Below are 19970 nucleotides of genomic sequence, written 5' to 3'. Positions count from 1 at the left end.
ACATCGATGACAAGCCGCAGCCGCTGATGGCGCACCTGATGGAGTTGCGCAATCGCCTGATGTGGGCGATTGGCGCCTTCTTCGTGGCCTTCCTGTTGTGCTTCTCCTTTGCGAAACCGTTGTTCAACCTGCTCGTCCAGCCGTTTACCTGGGCCGTCGACTGGGCCGGTATGACCGATCGCAAGATCGAGTTGATCTACACGGCGCCGCAGGAGTTCTTCTTCACCCAGATCAAGATCGGCATGTTCGGCGGGCTTGTGCTGGCGTTTCCGATTATTGCCGCGCAGATCTACAAATTCGTGGCGCCGGGGCTTTACAAGAACGAGCGGGGCGCCTTCCTGCCGTTCCTGATCGCGTCGCCGATTCTGTTTCTGTTGGGGGCGGCGCTGGTCTATTTCTTCTTCACGCCGATGGTGATGTGGTTCTTTCTGTCGATGGAGCAGGTGGGCGGATCCGGCGAGGCCTCGATCATGCTGCTTCCCAAGGTCTCGGAGTATCTCGGGCTGATCATGACCCTGATCTTCGCCTTCGGTCTGGTGTTCCAGTTGCCGGTGGTGACCACGTTGCTGGCGCGTGTCGGGCTGGTCAGCAGTGAGGGGCTGAAGGATAAGCGAAAATATGCCATCGTTGCCGCCTTCATCGCGGCCGCCATCCTGACGCCGCCGGACCCGGTCTCCCAGATCGGGCTTGCGCTGCCAACCATCCTTCTTTACGAGATTGCCATCTATTGCGCCCGACTCGTGGAGCGCCAGCGCGCAGCCAATGCGGCCTTGGCGGAAGCTGATTCAGCATCGGCGGCGGCCACCGATGCCGATCGGGACGCCTGAGCTCCGGATTGATGTGAAGGCTGTGCCGTCTGACGGCACGGTTGCGGGTCAGGCGCTGCCATTTAAGTACCGGAACCTGCCATGCTTGACATCAAATGGATACGTGAGAACCCCGAAGCTCTTGACGCGGCGCTGGCCAAGCGGGGCGCTGAGGCGCAATCCGGACAGCTGATCGCTCTCGATGAAGCGCGCCGGAGCCATGTTGGTGCGCTGCAGGCGCTGCAGGAGCGCCGCAACGCCGCTTCGAAGGAAATCGGCAAGGCCATGGCCGCCAAGGACCAGGCCGCGGCCGACAGCCTGAAGGCGGAAGTCGCCAAGCTCAAGGACGAACTGCAGGCCGGCGAGGCCAAAGAGCGCGAACTCGACGAAGCGCTCAAGCATGCGCTGTCGGTGCTGCCCAACATCCCGCTCGAGGATGTGCCGGTGGGCCGTGACGAGAGCGACAATGTCGAGATCCGGGTTTCCGGCTTGAAGCCCGATCTCGGTTTCGAGACCAAGGAACATTTCGAGCTTGGCGAAGCGCTGGGGATGATGGATTTCGAGCGTGCGGCAAAGATGTCGGGCGCCAGGTTCACCATCCTGTCGGGCGCGCTTGCGCGTCTCGAGCGCGCGCTTGGTCAGTACATGCTCGATCTCCACACCGGCGAGCATGGCTACACGGAAGTCAATCCACCGCTGATGGTCAACGACGCGGCGGCCTATGGCACCGACAAGCTGCCCAAGTTCGGCGATGATCTGTTCCGCACAACCGATGGCCGCTGGCTGATTCCGACCGCGGAAGTGCCGCTGACCTACATGGCCGCCGGCGAGATCCTTGCCGAAGAAGAGCTGCCCAAGCGCTACGTGGCGCAAACGGCATGCTTCCGTTCGGAGGCCGGATCTGCCGGCCGCGACACGCGTGGCATGCTGCGCCAGCACCAGTTCACCAAGGTGGAACTGGTCTCCGTGACTTCGCCCGATACCTCGCTCGAGGAGCACGAGCGGATGACCGCGAGCGCCGAGGCCGTGCTGAAGGGTCTGGGACTGCATTTCCGCACCATCGTGCTGTGCACCGGCGACATGGGGTTTGGTGCGCGCAAGACCTATGACATCGAAGTTTGGCTGCCCGGGCAGAAAGCCTACCGCGAGATCTCGTCCTGCTCGGTGTGCGGCGATTTCCAGGCGCGGCGGATGAATGCGCGCTGCCGCAAGGCTGGGGACAAGGCCACGCGCTTCGTCCATACCCTGAACGGGTCCGGTGTGGCCGTCGGTCGCGCGCTGATCGCCGTCATGGAAAACTACCAGAACGCCGACGGCTCGATCACCGTGCCTGACGTGCTGCGTCCCTACATGGGCGGGCTCACGAAGATCGAGAAAGCGTCCTAGTTTATTTATTTCAGGAGAGCAGGCAATGCGCATACTCATCACCAATGACGACGGCATCCATGCCGAGGGGCTTGAGGTGCTCGAGCGCATTGCCCGCACACTTTCGGACGACGTCTGGATCGTTGCGCCTGAAACCGACCAGAGCGGGCTTGCGCATTCACTGACCCTGTCGGAGCCGCTCAGGCTGCGCAAGGTCCGCGACAAGACCTATGCGCTGCGCGGCACGCCGACTGATTGCGTCATCATGGCGATCCGGAGCCTGATGGACGAGGCGCCGGACCTGGTGCTCTCGGGGGTGAATTCGGGCCAGAATGTCGCCGATGACGTGACCTACTCGGGCACGGTGGCCGGCGCCATGGAAGGCACGCTGCTCGGCGTCCGCTCGATCGCCATCAGTCAGGCCTACAATTTCGTCAATGGCCGCATCGTCCCGTGGGACGTGGTCGAGACCCTTGCGCCGGATCTTCTCAAGAAGCTGGTGAAGATCGATCTTCCGGCAGGCACGCTGCTCAATGTCAATTTCCCGAATTGCCCGGCCGATGAGGTCAAGGGTGTGATCGTGACCGACCAGGGGCAGATGACGCACGGTCTTTCGATCGAGGAACGTCACGACGGCCGCGGCTTTCCCTATTTCTGGCTGAAATTCGGCCGCCGTGATTTCTCTCCGGAAGCCAACAGCGACATCAAGGCCATCTCGAACGGCTACATTTCGGTGACGCCGCTGAAGCTGGACCTGACCAATCATGCGGTTCAGGAACTGATTGCCAAAAGGCTGGAAGACTGAGCGATGAATGCGCGGCTGGCGGAGAAGGAGGGGTTCGCGGGACTTTTCCTGCGCCTCAGGGCCGAGGGTCTGGCTGACAAGGCGTTGCTGACGGCGCTTGAGCAGACTCCGCGGACGCTGTTTTTTTCCGCCGCTTACTCCGATGCCGCCTACCAGGACCGCCTGGTGCCGATCGATTGCGGCAGTTTCGCCGAAAGCGCCGACCTGGTTGCGAGGCTGATCATGGCTGCGGCGATCGAGGCGGGTCACCGGGTGCTCGATCTCGGGACGGGAAGCGGTTTTCTGGCGGCGGTTGCGGCGCGGCTGGCCGAGCGGGTGGTGACAGTCGACCGTTACAAGACGCTGGTCCAGCTGGCGCAGCAGCGCTTTGGCCATCTCGGGCTTGGCAATGTCGTTTCGCGTCAGGCGGATGGGTTGAAGGGCATGAACGGGGAGGGCAGCTTCGATCGGATCATTGCCACGTGCGCCTTTGACGGCATGCCGCGCCAGTTTGTCGATCAACTGGCGTCGGGGGGCGTCATGCTGGCGCCCATCCTTCAGGAGAATGGGCGGGCGCAGATGGTGCGCCTGACCAAGATCGGCAGCCGTTTTGAACGCGAGGACCTTTTCGCGGTGCCTTACAGGGCTTTCATCCCGGGTGTTGCAGCTGCGCTTTGAGGCATAAATCATCACAAAAAGCACCGATTTTAGCCGCCTTAACCGATGAGTAACACTAACGCGCTTTAATCATCCCAGTTGGTTTTGCGTTGATTGGGTAGTGTTATGCGTCTCAGACAGACTGTCGTTTCCGGCACATCGGTAACTCGTTTGCTTGGTGTTGCGCTCCTGGCGGGCTCCGCCGCCGCCTGCAGTTCGGACGCCAATCGCTTTTCCTATCGAAACACCGATCAGTTGCTGACAGCCTCCGTGCCGCAGCCCGCGTCCGACCGGCTGGCGCCGATGGGCTCCGTCGGCGGCAATGCGGCGCCGCAGGGCTATCCTCAGGCTCAGGCATACCCGCAGGCCCAGGCGTATCCGCAGGCGCCGAGTGCCGGACAGCAGGCTTTCCCGCAGGCGCCGGCGTCGGTTTCGCAGGCGTTTCCCGGAGATTACCGCTCGCCGGCGCAACAGGGTTATGACCCGACATCGACCGGCTCCATCCCCGGCTCGGTTGCGCGCGGGGCGTCTTCCTCATCGAATATCATTACCGGCGGCGTGCAGCGGGTTTCGTCCGTGGCGCGCAGCATCCTGCCGTCGCGCCAGCCGGTGCAGCAGCAGGCGGCGAACTTGCCGGTTCTGGAGCCGATGACGCAACCTGTGGCGTCCCAGCCGCAGGCCCAGGCTTTCCCTGAGCGGCCGCAGCAGTTGACGTCAACGGTCCCGGTTAATCCGCGCTATCAGGATGCCGACCCGGTGCTGGCGCCGGATCCGATCGTGACCGGATCCGCGCCGCAGAGTGCCGGCTGGACCACGACCGGTGCGACACGCATCACGCTTGGCGAAGGCGAGACGATCTACAATCTGTCGAAGCGTTACGGCGTTCCCGCCAGCGAAATCATGAAGGCCAACGGCATCACCGACGCCTCGAAGGTTCCAAGCGGCCAGAAATTGCTGATCCCGATCTATGTCTATTCGCGCCAGGCACCGGTTTCGGCGCCGGACAGCGATGCGAAAACCCGCGCCTCGCATTCCAGCTCCGGCCTGGTCGGCGAGGTCAAGCATGACCGGCTTCCTCTGCCCGCACCTGCGCCGGGTCGCGAAGTGGCGGTGCTGCCGGCAGCGCCGTCGCTGCGCAATCCGGACAAGCAATCGTCGGCAAATCAGCCAATTTCCGGAACGGCCTCCAAGTCCGGCGAGGCGGGCGGTGGCGTCTATGTGGTCAAGGCCGGGGATTCACTCAGCAAGATCGCACGCGGTCATGGTGTGAGCGTCGATGCGTTGAAGGCCGCCAACAAGATTTCGGGCAGCAATATCCGAATCGGACAGACGCTTACCATTCCCGGCGGCGCCGGTTCGACGCTCAATCCGTCGTCAACGGCTTCGGTCAACACAGCACAGGCGCCCAAGGCCTATACGCCGCCGGTGACAGCCGCTGGCGACAGCGTTGCAGCAAAGACCAAGGGCGACACCGCTTCCGTGGCGCCTGCGGCGACGGGGATCGGCAAGTTCCGCTGGCCGGCACGCGGTCAGGTGATCACCGGCTTTGCCAAGACCGAGAACGGCAAGCGCAATGACGGCATCGATATCTCGATGCCGACTGGAACCCCGGTCAAGGCTGCGGAAAACGGCGTAGTCATCTACTCGGGCGATGGTCTGAAGGAATACGGAAAGACGGTTCTGGTCCGGCATGATGACGGTCTGGTCACGGTCTACGCGCATGCCGACCAGCTCAATGTCAATCGCGGCGACAAGGTAACGCGCGGCCAGGTGATTGCGAGTTCCGGAATGACCGGCGTGGCCAAGACGCCGCGGCTGCACTTTGAAGTGCGGAAGAATGCTTCGCCGGTCGATCCGATCAAGTATCTCGAATAAACGCCCCTCCAGGCGAAAGCGGAAAAGGCCGGCATTTTGCAGTGCCGGCCTTTTTCGATTTCCGGTTAGGTGGATCTCACTGGCTACAGCTACAGCTTCTGGCCGCTGCGGCCGGCGAGATCCTGGATGAATTGCCAGGCGACGCGGCCCGAACGCGCGCCGCGGGTGGTGGACCATTCAAGCGCCTGGGCCTGCAGGTCCTCAGGTGCGATCTTCAGATCGAAATGCGCAGCATAGCCGGCGACCATCTCGAGATAGTCGTCCTGGGAGCATTTGTGAAAACCGAGCCACAGTCCGAAGCGGTCGGAGAGCGAGACTTTCTCCTCGACTGCTTCGCTCGGGTTGATGGCGGTAGAGCGCTCGTTCTCGATCATGTCGCGCGGCAGCAGGTGGCGCCGGTTCGATGTGGCGTAGAGCACGATATTGTCCGGCCGGCCCTCGATGCCGCCGTCGAGTGCCGCCTTGAGCGATTTGTATGCGGTGTCGTCGTGGTCGAACGACAGGTCGTCGCAGAACAGAATGAAACGTTCCCGCGCGGGCCTGAGTATGGCCATTAACTCGGGCAAGGAATTGATGTCTTCGCGGTGGATTTCGACCAGCTTCAGGGGAGCGATTGTCTCCCTTTCGGCGAGGAGTTCGGCATGGGCGGATTTGACCAGCGAGGATTTTCCCATACCCCGCGCGCCCCACAGGAGAACGTTGTTGGCCGGCAGGCCGCGGGCAAAGCGCCTCGTATTGTCGACCAGAATATCGCGGACGTGATCGACTCCCTTGATCAGGCCGATGTCGATCCGGTTTGGCCGGGCTACCGGTGCGAGATGATGCGCATCGGCGTTCCAGACAAAACAATCGGCCGCATCGAGACGATTTTCCATGCGGGGTGCCGGCGCCAGAGATTCCACGGCGCGTGACAGCCGGGCGAGTTCTGCGAGGATTTGCTGGGCTGTCTGGTCTTGCATCTTAGCGTCCGTGAGCTGGCTGATGTTGGGCTTGGGCGTCCGGCGTCCGCGCACATTGCAAAAATGCGCAAGCCTTGCCGCTCCACCCGATACACTGCGTTTGCCTCCAGCGCAGCCAAATTCCTCCGCGCCCGAGACGTTCAAGTGCGGGTAGCACGGCGTGGGGAAGCGGAAAAGCGGTTTTGAGCAGGAATTCAGGTGGGAAGGCACGATGTTTGCGTTGCAATCGCCCATCTTGCCACTATATTCCGCTCGACCGCTGGAGGCCCCGTGAAGGGCTCCATGCCTTATCTTCAAGGAGTTTTTCATGTTTGTTACCCCGGCCTATGCCCAGTCCGCACTCGGCGGTGGCGGCGGCGAGATCCTGATGTCGATCCTGCCGTTCCTGCTGATCTTCGTGATCATGTATTTCCTCATCATCCGCCCGCAGCGGACCCAGATGAAGCAACGTCAGGAAATGCTCAAGAACGTGCGCCGTGGCGATCAGGTGATCACTGGCGGCGGCGTGGTCGGCAAGGTCACCAAGGTGATCGACGACGCGGAACTGGAAGTCGAAATCGCCGATGGCGTGAAGGTCCGCCTGATCCGCAGCCTGATCGCCGATGTTCGCGTCAAGGGCGAGCCGGTCAAGGAATAGCCGCATAGTGCAGACAGGACATCGGTCCTGTCTGCCAGGTCGCGTTGCCTGTCATCTTACCCTTTTTCGTCCCCGAGGATGAACCGAGAGCCCCATGCTTTATTTCTCCCGTTGGAAAACAACCCTCATCTGGCTTGCCGTTCTTGCCAGCGTGGTGTTTGCGTTTCCGAATCTTCTGAGCCAGCAGCAGGCAGACAGCCTGCCGGAATGGGCGCCATCGAAGAAACTCACGCTCGGTCTCGATCTGCAAGGTGGTTCCTACATGCTCCTGCAGGTGGAGCGTCAGGACATCATCAAGGACCGGTTGACCACGACGGTTGACGATGTCCGGCGGCTGTTGCGCGAAGCAGGGATCGGGTACACGGGATTGTCCGGGACCGGCCAGATGGTTCAGGTCCGGATTCGCGACGATGCCAAGGTCGAGGAAGCCAAGACGGTTCTTGACGAACTCACCCAACCGGTCAACTCCGGACTGTTTGGCGGCGGCACGGTGGCGGAAGCGACGATCGAGGAAACCCAGCCGGGTCAGTTGCGCATTCTTCTCACCGATGACGGCATCACCTATCGCGTCTCCTCGGCCGTGGCGCAATCGATCGAGGTTGTTCGCAAGCGCATCGACGAACTCGGGACTACGGAACCGGTGATCCAACGCCAGGGCGCTGACCGAATCCTGGTCCAGGTTCCCGGACTTGACGATCCCGAGCGGCTGAAGAACCTGCTCAACCAGACCGCAAAACTGGCGTTCCGGATGGTGGATACCTCCATGCCGGTGCAGGAGGCCATCCAGGGTCGTCCGCCGGCCAACTCCGAGGTTCTTTACACAACAGATGATCCGCCGGTGCCTTACCTGGTTCAGCGCTCGGTTCTGGTGTCGGGCGAAAACCTTGTCGACGCGCAGGCCGGCTACGACCAGCGGACCAATGAGCCGATCGTCAGTTTCCGCTTCGATTCCAAGGGCGGACAGCGTTTCGGCCAGGCGACCACCCAGAACGTAGGCCTGCCTTTTGCCATCGTTCTCGACGATCAGGTGGTTTCGGCACCGGTGATCCGCGAACCCATTCTCGGCGGCACCGGACAGATTTCCGGCAATTTCGACGTTCAGAGCGCCAATGATCTGGCGATCCTGCTGCGCGCGGGTGCCCTGCCTGCCACGCTGACGGTGATCGAGGAACGGACAGTCGGTCCAGGCCTTGGCGCGGATTCGGTCGCTGCCGGCGAGATCGCCGGCATCATCGGCGCGACGCTGGTGCTGGTGTTCATGTTCGTGGCCTACGGCATGCTCGGCTTCATCGCCAACCTGGCGCTGATTGCCAACGTGACCATGATCATCGCGGTGCTGACGCTTTTGGGGGCGACACTGACCCTGCCGGGCATCGCCGGCATCGTGCTCACCGTCGGTATGGCGGTCGACTCCAACGTGCTGATCTATGAGCGCATTCGCGAAGAGCACCGGTCCGGCCGGTCGCTGATCCAGGCGATCGATGCGGGCTTCAGCAAGGCCTTCGCCACCATTCTGGATGCGAACGTCACCACGCTGATTGCCGCGGTCATCCTGTTCTATCTCGGCACCGGTCCGGTGCGCGGTTTTGCCGTGACGCTTGCCGTCGGCATCGTCACCACCGTGTTTACCGCGTTCACCTTCACGCGCTGGATGGTTGCGGAATGGGTGCGCCGCCGGCGGCCGAAATCCATGCCCAAGGGTGCGCTCGACGCCATTATCCGGGATTTCACCTTCCGTTTCATGAAAATCCGCAGGTTTACTTTCGTTTTATCGGCAGTGTTGTCACTGGCGGCGATGGGACTGTTTGCCACGATCAACATGAATTACGGCATCGATTTCAAGGGCGGGTCGATGATAGAGGTTCAGGCCAAGGACGGAAATGCCGATGTCGGCGATATCCGCGCACGGCTGTCGGAGCTCAATCTCGGCGACATCCAGGCGCAGGAATTCGGCTCGCCGCGTGAAGTGCTGATCCGGGTGCAGGCGCAAGGCGGCGGAGAAAACGCCGAACAGTCGGTGATCACGCTGGTGCGCGGCGAACTCGAAGGCGATTATGATATTCGCCGTGTCGAGGTTGTCGGCCCGACGGTTTCGGGGGAGCTGGCGCAGGCCGGTACCATTGCCGTGATCGCGTCGTTGCTCGCCATACTGGTCTATATCTGGTTCCGGTTCGAGTGGCAGTTCGCGCTCGGCGCGATCATTGCGACGGTTCACGACGTGGTGCTGACCATCGGCATCTTCGTGGTGTCGGGCATCGAGTTCAACCTGTCGAGTATCGCGGCGGTGCTGACCATTGTCGGCTATTCGCTCAACGATACGGTGGTGGTTTACGACCGCGTTCGCGAAAATCTGAGGCGCTACAAAAAGATGCCGCTGACCGGGTTGCTCGATCTGTCGATCAACCAGATGCTGCCGCGCACCATTTTGACATCGGTGACAACGCTTCTGGCGCTTCTGGCGCTGTTCATCTTCGGCGGTGAAGTGATCCGGTCCTTCACGTTCGCGATGATTTTCGGTGTGGTGGTCGGTACCTATTCGTCGATCTTCATCGCTGCGCCGGTGCTGATCCTGTTCAAGCTCCGGGCCGACAATTTCCGCGTTGGACTGGACGACGACAGCGAAACCGAGACTTCGGCCGAAGTTCCGGACCAGAGCAGGGCCTGAGGAATGGCCTCGGGGATCGAGATCCGCGCGGCGCATTTTCCGGGCCGTCCACCGATCGACGCCTATGGCAATGGCGGGTTCAGGTTCGCGGACATGTCGCATCGCGGCTCGATCCTCTGCCTGCCATCGGGTGTGCACGGATGGGACGTGGTTGAGGACCAGCCGCTGACAATGGATCTGTTCCAGCGGGTGCTGGCCGAGACAGGGGACATCGAGTTCCTGCTGGTCGGAACCGGCATGTCGATCCGGCCCCTGCCGGCGGAGTTGAAGACCTCTTTGCGAGCGGCCAATGTCTCTTCTGATCCGATGAGCACCGGGGCTGCCGTGCGAACCTACAATGTCATGCTGGCTGAATCCCGGGCAGTGGCCGCCGCCCTGATCGCTGTCTGAGCGCGATGCCGGCGCCACCCCTGACAACGGATGCCCGGTCACGATTGCTTGGCGAACTGCGCGAGGCCGACATCGATCGCTACCTCGCGCTGCTGCTGATGCCGGAGGGCGTACGCGACGATCTGCTGGCGCTGTTTCTGTTCAATGCCGAAATCGCTTCCATCCGCGACAAGGTGCGCGAGCCGCTGCCCGGCGAAGTGCGTCTTCAATGGTGGCGGGATGTGCTTTCGGGTGAGAGGGACGGCGAGGCGCTGGCCCATCCGATTGCGTCACTGTTGCGCGGGGTGATCGACCGTCGCGCCATGCCGGTTGCCCCGCTGATCGCCATGTGCGACGCGCGGATCTTCGATCTTTACGACGACCCGATGCCGGACCGGACAAGCTACGAGGGCTATGCCGGTGAAACCGCATCGTCGCTTCTGCAAATGACGGCGTATCTGATCGACCCCGAGGCATCGGCGTTGACTGCCACGGCAAGCGGCCATGCCGGTGTCGCCCAGGCGGTTGCAGGGCATCTGATGCTGCTGCCGATCTCGCAGGCGCGGGGCCAGCTGTTCATACCCGCAGACCTGCTGTCGGCCACCGGGCTCGATCGTGACAGCTTTCTTACCGGCGGCAATCCCGGACAGGCGGCAAATGCGGTTCGTGCCTTTGCCGGTTTCGGGCGGGAGCATCTGGAAAAGGCGAGCACGGCGATTCGCGATCTCCCCGCTTCAGTCACGCCCGCCTATCTGCCGGTAGCCCTTGCCAACGCAGTGTTCGATCGGGCCGAGAAGGAGGACGCCGGGTGTCTCGAGCGTTCGGTTCGGATGCCGCAATGGCGCCGTCAAATTCAGCTCTGGTGGGCCCAGCGGCGCGGCAATATCTGACATTCTTGCAATAAAAAGTCCCTTCCGCACGGATATACCGTCTCGCGCAAGGATTCTGTGATGCCTTGCGAACCGGCATCTGGCGCGGCATAGTCAAGGGACGTTGACGCGGTCGGGAGCTGCGTCAAGCCGGAGGAATGCATGAGTCTCGGAGCCCTGATTGTCGTCGTCGCCTTCGCGGTCATACTGGTGATCGGTGCGGTCCACTACACCGGCGGGTCCGGACAGAAGGACAACCGGGACCCAGGCGAAGTCATCCTCGAGTTTGCACGCGCCTATCCGGGCGAGGCGATCCGCTCGGTGACGATGACGAAGGACGGCAATGCCAGCTTCCTTCGGCTGGCGGACGGCAAGACCGGCTTCATGCAGAGTATGGGTCGCCACAATGTAGCGCGCCTGATCCTGCCCGGCGATGTGGCCGTGCAACCGATCGGCGATCAGCCGGGCTTGCGGATCGAGTTCCACGAATCGACGCTCAAGGGCGGAGACTATGTGTTCGAGTCGGCCGAGGACGCCGCCGAGGTTTCCCTCTGGCTGTGCGGCGGCTTCGCCCTGGCGAGTCCGGCGCTTGATGCTCCGGAGGACAACGGCAATGCCTGATCTCAAGGATTTTCCGGATGTAACCCAGCTGGCGATCCCGTTCTTCGTTGCGGCCATCCTGATCGAGTTGCTGGTTATCCGCTATTTCAAGGGGCGGGGTGATTACGAGACCCGCGATACGACGACGTCGCTCTTGATGGGGGTCGGCAATGTTGCGTCCGGCCTGCTCCTGGGTTTTGTCGCTTTCGGCGTGCTGATGTGGGCCTGGCAGTTCCGAATCGTCGATCTCGGCACATCCTGGGTGGTGATCGCGCTCTGCTTCATTCTCGATGACCTGCGCTACTACTGGTACCACCGGATCGCCCACCGTTGCCGCTGGGTATGGGCCGAGCATGTGATTCACCACTCCTCGCAGCATTACAACCTGTCGACCGCGCTGAGGCAGAGCTGGACCGGGACGTTTACCGGCATGTTCATCCTCAGAATCCCGCTGGCGCTGCTCGGATTTCACCCGCTGCTTCTCCTGTTCGTCGGCGGTCTCAACCTGGTCTACCAGTTCTGGATCCATACCGAGACGATCGGCAGGATGTGGAAGCCGATCGAGTGGATCTTCAACACGCCGTCGCATCACCGGGTGCATCACGCCACCAATCCGCGCTATCTCGATTCCAACTATGCCGGCACGCTGATCATCTGGGACCGGATGTTCGGGACCTTCGTGCCGGAACTCGACGAGGACATGCCGCGCTACGGGATCGTCAAGAACATCGGCACGTTCAACCCGGTGAGAGTGGCGTTTCACGAGTGGGTCGACATGTTCAGGGATGCGCTTCGGCCGGGCCTGAGCCTCAGGCAGCGGCTGGCCTACCTGTTCGCACCGCCTGGGTGGAGCCATGACGGATCGCGGATGGGATCCGAGGCGCTGAAGGCCGACTATGTGGCCCGCCATCCGCAGGCAGCCGGTACACCCGGACTGCCGGGCGGCGGAGCAGCCACCCGCGCAACCGAATCGGTCGCGGCAGCCGAATAGCCGCCCGCGCGCGGCCCCCTTTCTCCGACGTCCAATCCTTCGGTCAGTTGTCCGGGTCTGGCGGGCTTTCCCCCGGTGCAGGTTCGCTCACCTGTTCGATGACGATCTCGTTGCCGCCCGGATCGCTGACCGTCCTGGCCTTCCAGGCAAAGCCGGTTTCCGGATCGACCCAGTATTCGCCGTGGACCGGGGTGCCGGTGTTGTAGATGGCGTAATCGACGGTGAAGTGGTTGACGGTCTTGCCGTCGAGGTCGACACCGTAGGTGCAGGTGATGTTGGTCGCCTTCTTGGCCTGGGAGGCGAGACCATCGCGGGACTGTTCCATCACTTCGGGCGAATAGGTCTGCACCAGCGTCCAGGTCTCGCCCTTGTCGGCGGTGGTGTAGAACTTGTTTTCGCGGAAGAGCGAAACCGGCGAGCCGTCCTCGTCCATGCTCATGTGGTTCTTGCCGTCGCTCAGTCCGAGATTGACCATGGTGTGGCCGCCCGCCATCGTCGTGGTCGACCGGCTTTTGACCGCGGTTTCACCGGGGGCAACGCCCTGCATCAGGGCGCGGACTTCATCGGCACAGTCGGGTTCGGCCAGTGCCGGCGCGGCGCCGAGGGCGACGAGCATCGCGACTGCCGCCAAGGGGTGCAGTGTCCCGTAAACTTTGCCGATATCGAACCGCATGGCTCCCTCCCGTCCGTTGTCTGCGACATGGTGAAACGGCAGATGGCGGAGGTCAATCGTCCGATCGGATGAATGGCACTATTCGGCTGCGTCGGCGGCAACCGTGGCGTGGCCGAGCCATGCGGCGAAGTCGGTCAAGGCCCGGCGGGCCATGGCCTGCTTCTTGGCCTTGGCTTTTTCCTTGCCGCGGAACCGCCCACCGCCTTCGGGGCGGACAATGGCGCCAGGCTCGAGCGGCGGAAACAAGCCAAAATTGACGTTCATCGGCTGGAACGAGCGCTTGCCCGGCTCGTCGTCGCTGACAATATGGCCGCCGGTGATGTGATTGAGTAGCGCCCCGAAGGCCGACGTCAGCGGCGGCGGAGGCAGCTTGTCCCCCAGCCGTTCGGCGGCGGCAAAGCGTCCGGCGAGCAGACCGATGGCGGCACTTTCAACGTAACCCTCGCAACCGGTGATCTGGCCGGCAAAGCGCAGGCCAGGGCGGCTCCTGAGCTGCAGGCTCTGGTTCAGCAGCAGCGGCGAGTTGAGGTAGGTGTTGCGATGCAAGCCGCCTAGACGCGCGAACTCCGCATTTTCGAGACCCGGGATCATCCGGAAGATGTCGGCCTGGGCGCCGTATTTCAGCTTCGTCTGGAAGCCGACCATGTTGTAGAGCGTGCCAAGCGCATTATCCTGGCGCAGTTGAACCACGGCGTAGGCCTTGATGTCGGGCTGGTGCGCATTGGTCAGGCCCATCGGCTTCATCGGGCCGTGACGCAGGGTCTCGCGGCCGCGCTCGGCCATGATCTCGATCGGCAGGCAGCCGTCGAAATAGGGCGTGCCTTCCCATTCCTTGAAGCCCGTGGTGTCGCCGCCGACCAGCGCGTCGACGAAGGCGTCGTACTGATCCTTGTCCATCGGACAGTTGATGTAGTCCTTGCCGGTGCCGCCGGGGCCGACCTTGTCGTAGCGCGACTGGAACCAGCAGACCGACATGTCAATCGAGTCGGTGTGAATGATCGGTGCGATTGCGTCGAAGAAGGCCAGCGCATCCTGTCCGGTTTCGGTGCTGATCGCTTCCGCCAGTCCGGGCGCCGTCAACGGGCCTGTGGCGATGATGGTCTGATCCCAGTCAGCTGGCGGCAGGCCGGTGACTTCTTCGCGGGCAATGGTGATGAGCGGCTCTGCAGCGATGGCGTCGGTCACGGCTTGGGCGAAACCCTCGCGGTCGACAGCGAGCGCGCCGCCGGCGGGGACCTGGTTGGCGTCGGCGCAGGACATGATAAGCGAACCCGCCATGCGCATTTCGGCGTGAATGACGCCAACCGCGTTATTTTCGGCGTCATCCGAGCGGAACGAGTTGGAACAGACCAGCTCGGCCAGGCTGTCGGTCTTGTGGGCTTCGGTGCCGCGCACCGGCCGCATCTCGTGCAGGATCACGGGCAGGCCGCGCCGGGCGATCTGCCAGGCAGCTTCCGAGCCGGCGAGGCCGCCGCCGACAACATGGATGGGGGAGTGGGGAGAGTTGGACTTGGTCATGGCGTCCGTTTACCACGGGCGCGATCCCGTCTCAAAGATGTTTGTTATCGATCCAGAAACGAAAACGGCGTCCCTGGGGACGCCGTAACGAGCGGTCATGCGATATGCGATTAGCGGGTGCGAAGGCCGCGAGCCACATTGTCGATGTCGAAACGGGTCAGGCCGATGTCGGCCAGGGTTTCGTTGGAAAGATTTGCAAGTTCCTGTGCAGTCTGGCGGGTTTTCATCCAGGTGCGGGCTCTGCTGAAGAATTTCATGGCAGTCTCCTCGGGTATGCCCGTTCGGGCAGTGATGACGATTTACTCAATCTGATGCCTGCCATATAGGCGTTTGCCGACCATTTGTGCAGCGCAATATTCGCAAGTCTGATATGCGCTTCCGGAATGGCTGGGTTATCGGTTCGTCAACTTTTGAAAATGATCAAAAAACAAGCGATAGCGCGAGCGACAGGGTTATCGCAGTGCGCCTCTCGAAAGTGAAGAATGGCTGCCCAAACAGAAACAGCGCCCTGTTGCCAGGGCGCCGTTTGAATGACCGGTCATCGACCGGGCAGAGGTGTCGCGCTGTTACTTGCCGGGACGGCGTGCAACGAACGGGATGTCACCGCGGGAGATGCCGAGGTCGTTGAGCTCGCGCTGCGACATGCGGGACAGTTCGTTGACGGTGTTGCGGTATTCGCGCCAGTCCTTGTAAGCCTTACGGAAGTTCATGGTATTTTCCTTTCTTTGTGACGGTGTACCGAAAGTTTGGCCGCCGTGTTTGGTTGATGCTGATATAGGTGCAAAATGGATATTTGTGCAGTGCAAAAGATTGCAAAGGAGCCATGCGAATCCTGCAAGGCATCTTGGTAAACTCTTGTTAACCATCGTTAATTTGCATGGGTTTGTGGCAAGGCTGCTGTGCCGAGCCCCTGAATCCGGCGCGCAACGGCCTGTCTGCCAGGTGTCCTGGCGGCACGGAAGGTCATGGTCTTGAAAAGGTGGCTGGCGTCCAGGCAAAAAAAATAACGCCCACCGGGGGAGGAGGATCCGGTGGGCGTCATTTTGGGAGACTGATGTCCGGGAGGAGGATGGACACCAGTCACATCGAAGCGGCTTTTTGGGAGGAGGAGGAGGCCGCTCCGAATTCCAGAAACTTTTATATGGCGCGCCGTGCGGCGAATGGGATATCGCCCCGTGTCATGCCGATGTCGCTCAACTCGCGTTCGGAAAGCCGGTTCAGCTCGACGCAGGTTTCGCGGTATTTCCGCCAGCTGGCGTAGGATTGGATCAGTTTCATTGGCGACCTTCCTTTGTCCCGCTGTTGTCCGGTTCACCACTGTGGCGTTCCGATGATTTGAATATAGGGGCGTTCAATCGATTTGTGCAGTGCAATATCATCATGGAAGCTATTCTGTAATTGCATAGCTAAGGCGTGTTTTGGTCGTTCTTGCCGCAAAGCTGTGCAACTCGGACATACTAGGAGGCAAACTGCCTCTAAAGCCGCCGTTGTTCGCGCGCCCGGTTGATGTAATCTCGATTTCGGCTCCTTCAAGGAGAGAATCGCCGGCTCTTGAGTGAAAGAATCGCCCCATGTTTCGAAGGTACCTGTCCCGCGAGATCGATCAGTGGACCCGGAACGGGCTCTTGCAGCCCGGGCAGGGGGAAGCCTTGCTTGCTGATCATGACCGGCGTCACACCGGCTTCAGCTTGTCCGCTGTGTTGGCGGTGCTGGCCGCGGTGCTCTTTGGCGCGGCGGTGATCGCGCTGATCGCTGCGAACTGGGAATTCATCCCGCGGCTGATGCGGGTTATCGGTGTCTTTGTCCTTATAGTAGGCGGCCTTGTCCTGGCGGCGCTGGCGCTCCGGCGGGGTTCAGGCGGTCTCTCCGAGGCAGCCCTGGTGTTCACGCTTTTATGTTATGGGGCGGGAGTAGCGCTCGTCGGGCAGATGTATCATCTCAGCGGCGACGAAGCGGCGTTCATGCTGACATGGGCGATCGGTGCGCTGGTGGTGTCGCTGTCCTTCTCCTCGGCCATGGCCGCGATCGGCGCCGGCCTGCTGGGATTCGGATATCTGTTCGCCGACCTGTCGATCTTCGACGCCCGCCCGGGTGTCCCTGTCTCGGCCTACGTGACCGTTCTGGCGCTTGCCCTGGCGACCGGGCTGTCGGCCTGGCGGTCCGGCTCGGTGATCGCCGGGCATCTCTCTGCCCTGCTGCTCATCTGCTGGGTGATGTGGATCGTTCACGACGCTGGTGATCTTGAACCCGGCTACGTGCTGGCGGCGCTCGGCGCGGCCGCGTTTGGCGCCGGGTCCCTGGCGCCCGGCCTGTTCGGCAACACAATCGCCCGGCATGGTACGCTGTCGGCCTATGGCGCGGTCATGCTGCTCTCCGGGCTCGGCCTGATCCAGGCCATGCTCGACAATCCCTCGCTGGCGGTCGAATTGGCGATGGCGGCGCTCATCCTGGTGATCAGCGTCGCGCTCTTGGTCGTGGCTGGCGGCGAAAACCGGCTGGTGCGGCGGTTTGCCTATTTCGCCTTCGCCTGCGAGACGATCTACGTGGTCAGTGAAACACTGGGGTCGCTGCTCGGCAGTTCCGGGTTCCTGTTCCTGGGCGGACTGGTGCTGGCCATCATCGCATTTGCGGTGATGAAGATAGAAAAACGGTTCAAGAAGGCGGAGGGGCGGTCATGACCGATCTCGGGCAACTCCTGCGGCGGCGGCTCAATCCGCTGCTGGCAGCGATCGTGTCGGGCGTGATTCTGTTGGGAACCCTGGCGCTGGCGATCGAGCACAGGGCTGCGATTCTCAGGGACGGACGCGAAATCGTGCTGAAGACCGAACCGGTCGATCCGCGTGACTTGATGCGCGGGGATTATGTCCGGCTCGGCTATACCGACGTCTCGTCGATAGACGAAGGCCTCGTCGAGGGCAGCTGGCCCGAGCAAGACACCACCGCGCCTGTGTGGCTGATCCTGGCGCCGGGAAGTGATGGCGCCTATGTCGCCAGGGCTGCGCGCTTCTCCAAACCCTCGGCGGTGGCCGGAGAGGACGTGGTGTTACGGTCGCTGCCGGTGCGGATTTCTGTCGCCGGACCGGGCAACGGATTGAATTCTTTCGGCCCGCTGCGTTTCGGCATCGAACGCTACTACGTGCCTGAAGGCGAGGGGCTGGAAATCGAAAAGGCCCAGAACGCGGGCCGAACCACGGTCGCAGTTCGCGTGTCAGAGGATGGAGAGCCGCAAATTGCCCGCCTGATGATCGACGGCGAGACCCTTTACGAGGAGCCGCTTTACTGAAAAGCCGGCTTCAAATCGGCACGGCGCGGCATCCAGGCCCAAAATCACTGACACTGAGGGTGATTTTTCCTTTGATCGCTGCCAATCGGGTGATATAGAGCGACCGCGTTCAGGGTCGCCTCGCGCGAGCGTGGTTTTGCGGCCCTAAGAGCGGGTATGGTGAAATTGGTAGACACGCCAGATTTAGGTTCTGGTGCCGTAAGGCGTGGGAGTTCAAGTCTCTCTACCCGCACCAGATTACAGTCCGGTCCGATTGCCGCCTGGCATCGGACGGCAGGGCAAGCACGAAGGGCGTTCAGCCGGTTGATCCGGTCTGGGGCTTACAATGAAGAAAGCCACAAGCGACGCCGGAAAACCGGCCCAGTCGCGGGGCCAACCCGAACGGTCGCAGTCGCGAGGAAATGAAGGTTTGAACATGCAGGTTACCGAAACGCTTGCCGAAGGGCTGAAGCGCGAATTGAAGATTGTCGTTCCCGCCGCGGACATGGCATCGCAGATGAACGAGAAGCTTGCCGAAGCCAAGGGCAAGATGCAGATCAAGGGCTTCCGCCCCGGCAAGGTGCCGATCGCGCACCTGAAAAAGGTCTACGGCAAGTCGATCATGGCGCAGCTCGTCAACGAGATGATCCAGGAAAAGCCGGCTTCGATCCTGGCAGAGCGTGGCGAGCGTTCGGCCACCCAGCCCGAGATCTCGATGACCGAGGACGAGAAGGAAGCCGACGCGATCCTCAGCGGTTCGGCCGATTTCGAATTCACCATGGCCTATGAAGTCATCCCGGCCTTCGAGCTAGCTGACATGTCGAAGGTCAAGGTTGTCCGCGAAGTCGTCGAAGTGCCGGCCGAGGAAGTCGAGGAGCAGGTGCTTCGCGTTGCCGAGAACAGCCGCACTTTCGAGCCCAAGAAGGGCAAGGCTGCCGACGGCGACAAGGTGACGATCGATTACCTGGGCAAGCTCGACGGCGAGCCTTTCGAAGGCGGCGCCGATCAGGATGCGGAACTGGTCATCGGTTCGAACCGCTTCATCCCCGGCTTCGAAGAGCAGCTGGTCGGCCTCAAGGAAGGCGACGAGAAGGTGATCACGGTCACGTTCCCGGCGGACTACCAAGCAGCCCATCTTGCCGGCAAGGAAGCCACCTTCGACATCAAGGTCAAGGCGGTTGCCGCACCGGGCGCACTGGAAATCAACGACGAACTGGCCAAGACGCTGGGCCTCGATTCGGCTGACAAGCTGCGCGAGATCGTCCGTTCGCAGATCGAAGACCAGTATGGCCAGGTGACGCGCCAGAAGCTGAAGCGCCAGATCCTCGATCAGCTCGACGAGGCGCACAAGTTCGATACGCCGTCCAAGCTGGTCGACGCTGAGTTCGAAAGCATCTGGCGCCAGATCAACCAGGAACTGTCGGATAACGGCAAGACCTTTGCCGATGAAGACACGACCGAAGAGGCAGCCCGCGAAGAATACCGCGCGCTGGCTGAGCGCCGCGTGCGTCTCGGACTGGTGTTGTCGAAAATCGGCGAGGAAGCCGGCGTTCAGGTCAGCGACGAAGAACTGCAGCGCTCGCTGTTCGAGCAGGTCCGGAGGTTCCCGGGCCAGGAACAGGAAATCTACGAATATTTCCAGAAGACTCCCGGTGCCGTAGCCTCGCTGCGCGCCCCAATCTTTGAAGAAAAGACCGTCGATCACCTGTTGACCGTCATCGATGTGACGGACAAGTCTGTGAGCAAGGACGAACTGATGGCCGAGGACGAGGCGGAAGCCTCCGAAAAGCCGGCCGCGAAGAAGAAGGCGCCTGCCAAGAAGAAGGCCGCCAAGAAGGACGACGCGGCTTCCGAATAAGCCCCGTCCGATTTCGATGTCTGAAAACGCCGGAGCATTGCTCCGGCGTTTTTGCGTTCTGCACCTTGAGTATTGTCAGGGC

20 protein-coding genes and 1 tRNA gene are annotated in these 19970 nt (G+C 61.8%); 15 read left to right on the top strand and 6 right to left on the bottom strand.

What is annotated here, in order from left to right:
- The first annotated feature begins 26 nt into the window (after positions 1-26).
- The 5 genes from tatC to O4H62_RS06505 all read left to right on the top strand — a co-directional run bounded on the left by tatC (position 27) and on the right by O4H62_RS06505 (position 5487).
- Positions 27-827: a twin-arginine translocase subunit TatC gene (tatC, locus tag O4H62_RS06525; protein WP_269387536.1), complete on the top strand. Its 801-nt coding sequence runs from the start codon at positions 27-29 to the stop codon at positions 825-827.
- A gap of 81 nt (positions 828-908) precedes the next feature.
- A complete protein-coding gene (gene serS, locus O4H62_RS06520) occupies positions 909-2192 on the top strand; it encodes a serine--tRNA ligase (RefSeq protein ID WP_269386442.1) in 1284 nt (427 codons plus the stop codon).
- A 25-nt stretch (positions 2193-2217) separates the two neighbouring features.
- Entirely contained in the window at positions 2218-2976 is a 759-nt protein-coding gene (surE, locus tag O4H62_RS06515) for a 5'/3'-nucleotidase SurE (protein ID WP_269386440.1), read from the top strand.
- Positions 2977-2979: 3 nt separating this feature from the next.
- The gene (locus O4H62_RS06510) at positions 2980-3633 is read left to right on the top strand and encodes a protein-L-isoaspartate(D-aspartate) O-methyltransferase (protein WP_269386439.1); all 654 of its coding nucleotides are present in this window, start codon (positions 2980-2982) and stop codon (positions 3631-3633) included.
- Between the two features lie 105 nt (positions 3634-3738).
- Positions 3739-5487 carry a peptidoglycan DD-metalloendopeptidase family protein gene (locus O4H62_RS06505; protein WP_269386438.1) on the top strand — a complete coding sequence of 583 codons (1749 nt, stop codon included), beginning with the start codon at positions 3739-3741 and terminating at the stop codon, positions 5485-5487.
- Positions 5488-5576: 89 nt separating this feature from the next.
- Here the strand turns inward: O4H62_RS06505 and O4H62_RS06500 are convergent, their stop codons facing one another.
- On the bottom strand, positions 5577-6446 hold the full coding sequence (locus O4H62_RS06500) for an ATP-binding protein (protein ID WP_269386437.1): 870 nt from the start codon (positions 6444-6446) through the stop codon (positions 5577-5579).
- Between the two features lie 307 nt (positions 6447-6753).
- Here O4H62_RS06500 and yajC point away from each other — a divergent pair, with 307 nt between their 5' ends.
- The 6 genes from yajC (at position 6754) to O4H62_RS06470 (ending at position 12577) form a co-directional block, all read left to right on the top strand.
- The gene (yajC, locus tag O4H62_RS06495) at positions 6754-7083 is read left to right on the top strand and encodes a preprotein translocase subunit YajC (RefSeq protein WP_269386436.1); all 330 of its coding nucleotides are present in this window, start codon (positions 6754-6756) and stop codon (positions 7081-7083) included.
- Positions 7084-7177: 94 nt separating this feature from the next.
- Positions 7178-9748, top strand: a complete 2571-nt coding sequence (secDF, locus tag O4H62_RS06490; RefSeq protein ID WP_269386434.1) for a protein translocase subunit SecDF — start codon at positions 7178-7180, stop codon at positions 9746-9748.
- 3 nt (positions 9749-9751) lie between these two features.
- The gene (locus tag O4H62_RS06485; RefSeq protein WP_269386432.1) at positions 9752-10138 is read left to right on the top strand and encodes an Mth938-like domain-containing protein; all 387 of its coding nucleotides are present in this window, start codon (positions 9752-9754) and stop codon (positions 10136-10138) included.
- A gap of 5 nt (positions 10139-10143) precedes the next feature.
- Entirely contained in the window at positions 10144-11007 is an 864-nt protein-coding gene (locus tag O4H62_RS06480; protein WP_269386431.1) for a phytoene/squalene synthase family protein, read from the top strand.
- A 141-nt stretch (positions 11008-11148) separates the two neighbouring features.
- Complete coding sequence (locus tag O4H62_RS06475; RefSeq protein ID WP_269386429.1) at positions 11149-11607, top strand: hypothetical protein; 459 nt, start codon at positions 11149-11151, stop codon at positions 11605-11607.
- The gene (locus O4H62_RS06470) at positions 11600-12577 is read left to right on the top strand and encodes a sterol desaturase family protein (RefSeq protein WP_269386428.1); all 978 of its coding nucleotides are present in this window, start codon (positions 11600-11602) and stop codon (positions 12575-12577) included. The genes O4H62_RS06475 and O4H62_RS06470 overlap by 8 nt, the downstream gene beginning before the upstream one ends.
- Before the next feature lie 43 nt (positions 12578-12620).
- Here the strand turns inward: O4H62_RS06470 and O4H62_RS06465 are convergent, their stop codons facing one another.
- The 5 genes from O4H62_RS06465 to O4H62_RS06445 all read right to left on the bottom strand — a co-directional run bounded on the left by O4H62_RS06465 (position 12621) and on the right by O4H62_RS06445 (position 16046).
- Complete coding sequence (locus O4H62_RS06465; RefSeq protein WP_269386426.1) at positions 12621-13250, bottom strand: hypothetical protein; 630 nt, start codon at positions 13248-13250, stop codon at positions 12621-12623.
- A gap of 78 nt (positions 13251-13328) precedes the next feature.
- Positions 13329-14768, bottom strand: coding sequence for a methylenetetrahydrofolate--tRNA-(uracil(54)-C(5))-methyltransferase (FADH(2)-oxidizing) TrmFO (gene trmFO, locus O4H62_RS06460; RefSeq protein ID WP_269386425.1), 1440 nt, complete (start codon positions 14766-14768; stop codon positions 13329-13331).
- Positions 14769-14878: 110 nt separating this feature from the next.
- Positions 14879-15025, bottom strand: a complete 147-nt coding sequence (locus tag O4H62_RS06455) for a DUF1127 domain-containing protein (RefSeq protein WP_269386423.1) — start codon at positions 15023-15025, stop codon at positions 14879-14881.
- A gap of 309 nt (positions 15026-15334) precedes the next feature.
- A complete protein-coding gene (locus tag O4H62_RS06450) occupies positions 15335-15478 on the bottom strand; it encodes a DUF1127 domain-containing protein (RefSeq protein ID WP_269386422.1) in 144 nt (47 codons plus the stop codon).
- Positions 15479-15905: 427 nt separating this feature from the next.
- Positions 15906-16046 (bottom strand): DUF1127 domain-containing protein, encoded by a 141-nt coding sequence (locus O4H62_RS06445; RefSeq protein ID WP_269386421.1) that lies wholly within the window; start codon positions 16044-16046, stop codon positions 15906-15908.
- Positions 16047-16339: 293 nt separating this feature from the next.
- Between O4H62_RS06445 and O4H62_RS06440 the strand changes: the two genes are divergently transcribed.
- The 4 genes from O4H62_RS06440 (at position 16340) to tig (ending at position 19888) form a co-directional block, all read left to right on the top strand.
- Positions 16340-17446: a DUF2157 domain-containing protein gene (locus O4H62_RS06440; protein ID WP_269386420.1), complete on the top strand. Its 1107-nt coding sequence runs from the start codon at positions 16340-16342 to the stop codon at positions 17444-17446.
- Positions 17443-18051, top strand: a complete 609-nt coding sequence (locus O4H62_RS06435; RefSeq protein WP_269386419.1) for a GDYXXLXY domain-containing protein — start codon at positions 17443-17445, stop codon at positions 18049-18051. The genes O4H62_RS06440 and O4H62_RS06435 overlap by 4 nt, the downstream gene beginning before the upstream one ends.
- A gap of 150 nt (positions 18052-18201) precedes the next feature.
- A tRNA-Leu gene (locus O4H62_RS06430) sits at positions 18202-18286 on the top strand.
- Positions 18287-18466: 180 nt separating this feature from the next.
- On the top strand, positions 18467-19888 hold the full coding sequence (tig, locus tag O4H62_RS06425) for a trigger factor (RefSeq protein ID WP_269386417.1): 1422 nt from the start codon (positions 18467-18469) through the stop codon (positions 19886-19888).
- The last annotated feature ends 82 nt before the right edge of the window (positions 19889-19970 follow it).

The sequence above is a fragment of the Parahoeflea alexandrii genome (genome assembly GCF_027214025.1).
Classification (GTDB): Bacteria; Pseudomonadota; Alphaproteobacteria; order Rhizobiales; family Rhizobiaceae; genus Hoeflea; species Hoeflea alexandrii_A.
The sequence above is the reverse complement of the archived record's forward strand: the minus strand, read 5'-3'. Positions and strand labels throughout refer to the sequence as shown.